General features: G+C 74.4%; 6 protein-coding genes and 1 pseudogene. 4 read left to right on the forward strand and 3 right to left on the reverse strand.

From position 1 onward, the window contains the following. A pseudogene (locus MFF42_RS25235) lies at nucleotides 1–299 on the reverse strand (hypothetical protein); the annotation flags it as partial. Nucleotides 300–456: 157 nt separating this feature from the next. Here MFF42_RS25235 and MFF42_RS25240 point away from each other — a divergent pair. Then, nucleotides 457–783 carry a hypothetical protein gene (locus tag MFF42_RS25240; RefSeq protein ID WP_238258721.1) on the forward strand — a complete coding sequence of 109 codons (327 nt, stop codon included), beginning with the start codon at nucleotides 457–459 and terminating at the stop codon, nucleotides 781–783. A gap of 7 nt (nucleotides 784–790) precedes the next feature. Then, complete coding sequence (locus tag MFF42_RS25245; RefSeq protein WP_238258722.1) at nucleotides 791–1,312, forward strand: hypothetical protein; 522 nt, start codon at nucleotides 791–793, stop codon at nucleotides 1,310–1,312. A 149-nt stretch (nucleotides 1,313–1,461) separates the two neighbouring features. On the opposite strand, the gene MFF42_RS25250 is transcribed toward MFF42_RS25245, so the two are convergent. Next, the gene (locus MFF42_RS25250) at nucleotides 1,462–1,791 is read right to left on the reverse strand and encodes a hypothetical protein (protein ID WP_238258723.1); all 330 of its coding nucleotides are present in this window, start codon (nucleotides 1,789–1,791) and stop codon (nucleotides 1,462–1,464) included. A 220-nt stretch (nucleotides 1,792–2,011) separates the two neighbouring features. On the opposite strand from MFF42_RS25250, the gene MFF42_RS25255 reads away from it, so the two are divergent. Further along, nucleotides 2,012–2,512, forward strand: coding sequence for a hypothetical protein (locus MFF42_RS25255; protein ID WP_238258724.1), 501 nt, complete (start codon nucleotides 2,012–2,014; stop codon nucleotides 2,510–2,512). Next, nucleotides 2,509–2,637, forward strand: a complete 129-nt coding sequence (locus MFF42_RS26415) for a hypothetical protein (RefSeq protein WP_283206925.1) — start codon at nucleotides 2,509–2,511, stop codon at nucleotides 2,635–2,637. The genes MFF42_RS25255 and MFF42_RS26415 overlap by 4 nt, the downstream gene beginning before the upstream one ends. Before the next feature lie 42 nt (nucleotides 2,638–2,679). Here MFF42_RS26415 and MFF42_RS25260 read toward each other — a convergent pair whose 3' ends face one another. Continuing rightward, on the reverse strand, nucleotides 2,680–3,369 hold the full coding sequence (locus MFF42_RS25260) for an SDR family NAD(P)-dependent oxidoreductase (RefSeq protein ID WP_238258725.1): 690 nt from the start codon (nucleotides 3,367–3,369) through the stop codon (nucleotides 2,680–2,682).

Raw genomic sequence — 3,369 nt, forward strand, 5'->3', positions numbered from 1 at the left:
TCCCAGGGGATCATCCGGTCGAGACCGGGCGCCTTGAGGCCCTCCGGGCTGAGGGTCAGGACGTGCGGATCGCCCCGCCACAGGATGAAGGCGCCCGCACCACCCAGGAGGACCGCGAGGGCGGACGCGGTGAACAGGAGGACGTTGACCTCGTGGAGTCGGATCCCGGGGATGCCGAACAGGGCGATCCCGAGCGCGGCCGCGGCGAAGAGGCCGCCGCCCGCCGCCAGGGCGAGCCCGCGGGCGGCGGGCGGCGGCCTCTTCGCCGCGGCCGCGCTCGGGATCGCCCTGTTCGGCATCCCCGGGATCCGACTCCACGAGGTCAACGTCCTCCTGTTCACCGCGTCCGCCCTCGCGGTCCTCCTGGGTGGTGCGGGCGCCTTCATCCTGTGGCGGGGCGATCCGCACGTCCTGACCCTCAGCCCGGAGGGCCTCAAGGCGCCCGGTCTCGACCGGATGATCCCCTGGGACGCCATCGCCGATCTCGACATGACGCTGAGCCAGAGCACGATGGTGACCCGCCTGCTGCTGCCGCCCGGCGCGTCCTGGCCGGAGCGCGTCCCCGGCGGCCGCAACGTGAAGCTCGATCGCAAGCGCCGCATCGTCACCGTCTCGGTCGGCCTGCCGCGCGGGATGCCGCCGCAGGACTTCGCCGACCTGATCGGACGCTATCGGGCGGCCCATCAGGCCCGCCGGATCCTGGCGGAGCACGCCCCGGCCGAGGCGGCGCTCGGCGAAGCCGGCGCGCCCCGCACCACCCCGTCCGAAGCCCAGCCTGCCTGAGGAGCCGATGAGCGCATCGCCGAAGACCGAGACCGCCGAGGGCGCCGAGACCGCCGCCCCCCTGCGCCTGCCGCCCGAGCGGGCAGGCTGGGGCGCCACCTTCTGGGTCCTGTTCGGCATCGTGGCGCTCGGCGGCATCCTGGGGGCCTGCGCCTGGTTCACGGCGCCCGTCGTGGTCTCCGACTGGCAGGTGCGCGGGACCGCGCAGCCCGTCCCGAGCGCGCGGGTGAGCGAGGGCAAGTGCAGCGCCAAGCTCGTCATCCACATCTGCGACGTGACCCTGAGCGTGCCGACGGCCCAGGGCAGCGTGACGCGGCGGGTGAACTACGTCTTCTCCGGCCTGCATGTCGGCGATTACAGCGCTGGCGTCATGGCCGATCCGGCCCGGCCCGAACTCGTCACCACCGACCTCGGCCTCGACCGGCTCTGGAACCGGACCATCACCCTGCTGGTGCTCATGGGAGCGCTCGCGGCCTCCATCTACGGGGCGCTGCTCTCCCTGATGCGCAACCGGCGCGCGGCCGCGTGAAGGGTCCGCCGGGCAGGGGTGGGACCGGGATGAAGGGCCGGGCGAGGCCGACGCCGACGAGCGAGGCCCGCGGTAGGACGGGCGGTGGGACGTGCAGCCGCCTCACCCGGCGGCGGACGGTGCCGTCCACCGCCCGACCGGCATCGCGCTCAGCCGCTCTCGCCGTCGGCTTCGTCGAAGGCTCTCAGGATCGCCGGGTCCTTCCCGTAGCGGCGGCGCAGGCGCGCCTCGTCGGCGTCGATGGCGTCGCAGCGCAGCGACGTCAGAGCGGCGGCGATGTCCCGCCCCCGGGCCGCGTCGTACGCCTCCTCGCCGCCCCAGTGATGGCAGCCCTTGCGCCGCGCCACGTAGGCCGCGGCGTCGGCGGGGAGCTTCGGCCCGGCGCCGGCCGGCTTCGTCGCCTCGGCGGAGAGCGGCTGGGCGAGGAGGCAGGCCGCCACGGCGGCGCTGCGCAGGATGGCGGCCGTTCGTCTTCCCATTCCGTTCCCCCCTGCGCCGGCCCGTCCGCCCGACCCCGCCTTCCTAGCAGAGGTTCGGCGTGACGCGCAGACGCATGCCCCGCGACCCTGCCTCGCCGCGCCGCGCCGCCGCGGCGAGCGGTCCGGTGTCGGCCCGACGCCGTGACGGCACCCGCCGTCCCATCCGTTCCATCGACCCGCGCCCGATCCCGGGCCGGCCCACCAGAGGGAAACCGACCGCATGATCTCACGCCGCAACGCGCTCGCCGCCGCCGCACTCCTGCTCTGCGCGCCCGCCGCCCGGGCCGAGCCGACGGTGGGGCTGGCCGAGCGCCGGGCGATCGCCGCCTATCGCGAGAGCCGCTACCCGGCGCAGGAGAAGGGGATCCAGGAGGCGGCGGGCTTCCCCGTGCCGGTCGAAGTGGCGTGGGACCAGCTCACGATCGCCGGCGACGCGAAGTACTACGCCGATCCCGGCTACTTCGAGAAGACGATCTTCGAGCCGCTCGCCGCCGGGCTGAAGGACGTGACCAGGGACCAGATGGGCCGCGATGCCCTGCGGGAGAAGCTCAAGTCGATCCGCATCCGCTACGACGAGAAGACCGCGCCGGCCTCGAACTACCCCAACGGCCTGAAGTTCGAGGGCGGGGTGCTCGACGTGAACTGGCGGCCCTACGCGAACGTGGCCGACTTCAAGGACCGGGTTGAGGCGGTGGTGAAGGTGCTGGAGAAGGGGCTGTGAGGCTCCGGCCGGGTCTCGGGAGCGGCGCGCTCGCGGGCGCCGTCATCCTCGCATCCGCCCTCGGCGGCGGGGCGGCGGTCACGGGCTGGCTGCCGGCGGCCGACCTCGCCGTGGACGCACCCTGAGACGCCCTGCCGTCAGGCAAGGTGAGATCACAGGCGGTCGGCCTACCAGGGCACCGTCGCGCCGGTATAATCGAGAAACACGCAGCCCCGCTGGCCCTGGCGCGCTTCGAGAACCGCGACCATCCCGCGGGCGCTGGTCTCGACGTCGAGGGTGGCGCGCCGGCCGCCGAGATCGGTGCGGACCCAGCCCGGATGCATCAGGACGAGGCCCCAGGCCGCCCCGGAATGCTGGCCCGCGAACGAGCGCGCCAGCGTGTTGAGCGCCGCTTTGCTGGCCCGGTAGCTGCTCCATCCGCCGCCGCGGTTCAGCGACACCGAGCCGAGCTTCGAGGTCATCAGGACGATCAGCCCGTCGGGCGCGAGGCGGCGGTGGACGCTCTCGGCGAAGCGGATCGGACTGAGGGCATTGGTCTGGAACACCGCGCCGGCCACCTCCCGCGGCAGCAGGCCGGCGGGCGTGCCGGCCTGGGTCGCGACCCCGGCAACGACGAACACGAGGTCGAAATCCGGCGCCTCGGCGAGGCCTGCCCGCAACCGCGCCACGGCCGCATCGTCGTCGATGTCGATGCCGGTCTCGATCCGCAGCGGGCCGGCCCCCGCGAGCGCCGCGAGCGCGGCGGAGGGGCGGCGCACGGTGGCGGTCACGTCCCAGCCGCGGGCGAGGAAGCGCTCGACCAGACCGAGGCCCAGGCCGCGGGAGGCGCCGACGATCAACGCCCGGCGACGGCTCAC

Origin of the sequence: Methylorubrum podarium, assembly GCF_022179745.1 — a bacterium.
Taxonomy (GTDB): domain Bacteria; phylum Pseudomonadota; class Alphaproteobacteria; order Rhizobiales; family Beijerinckiaceae; genus Methylobacterium; species Methylobacterium podarium.

Excerpts from the sequence above, each read along its gene's own strand:
- MFF42_RS25240 (WP_238258721.1), top strand. The coding sequence starts at position 457 with ATGATCCCCTGGGACGCCATCGCCGATCTCGACATGACGCTGAGCCAG.
- MFF42_RS25245 (WP_238258722.1), top strand. The coding sequence starts at position 791 with ATGAGCGCATCGCCGAAGACCGAGACCGCCGAGGGCGCCGAGACCGCC.
- MFF42_RS25250 (WP_238258723.1), bottom strand. The coding sequence starts at position 1,791 with ATGGGAAGACGAACGGCCGCCATCCTGCGCAGCGCCGCCGTGGCGGCC.
- MFF42_RS25255 (WP_238258724.1), top strand. The coding sequence starts at position 2,012 with ATGATCTCACGCCGCAACGCGCTCGCCGCCGCCGCACTCCTGCTCTGC.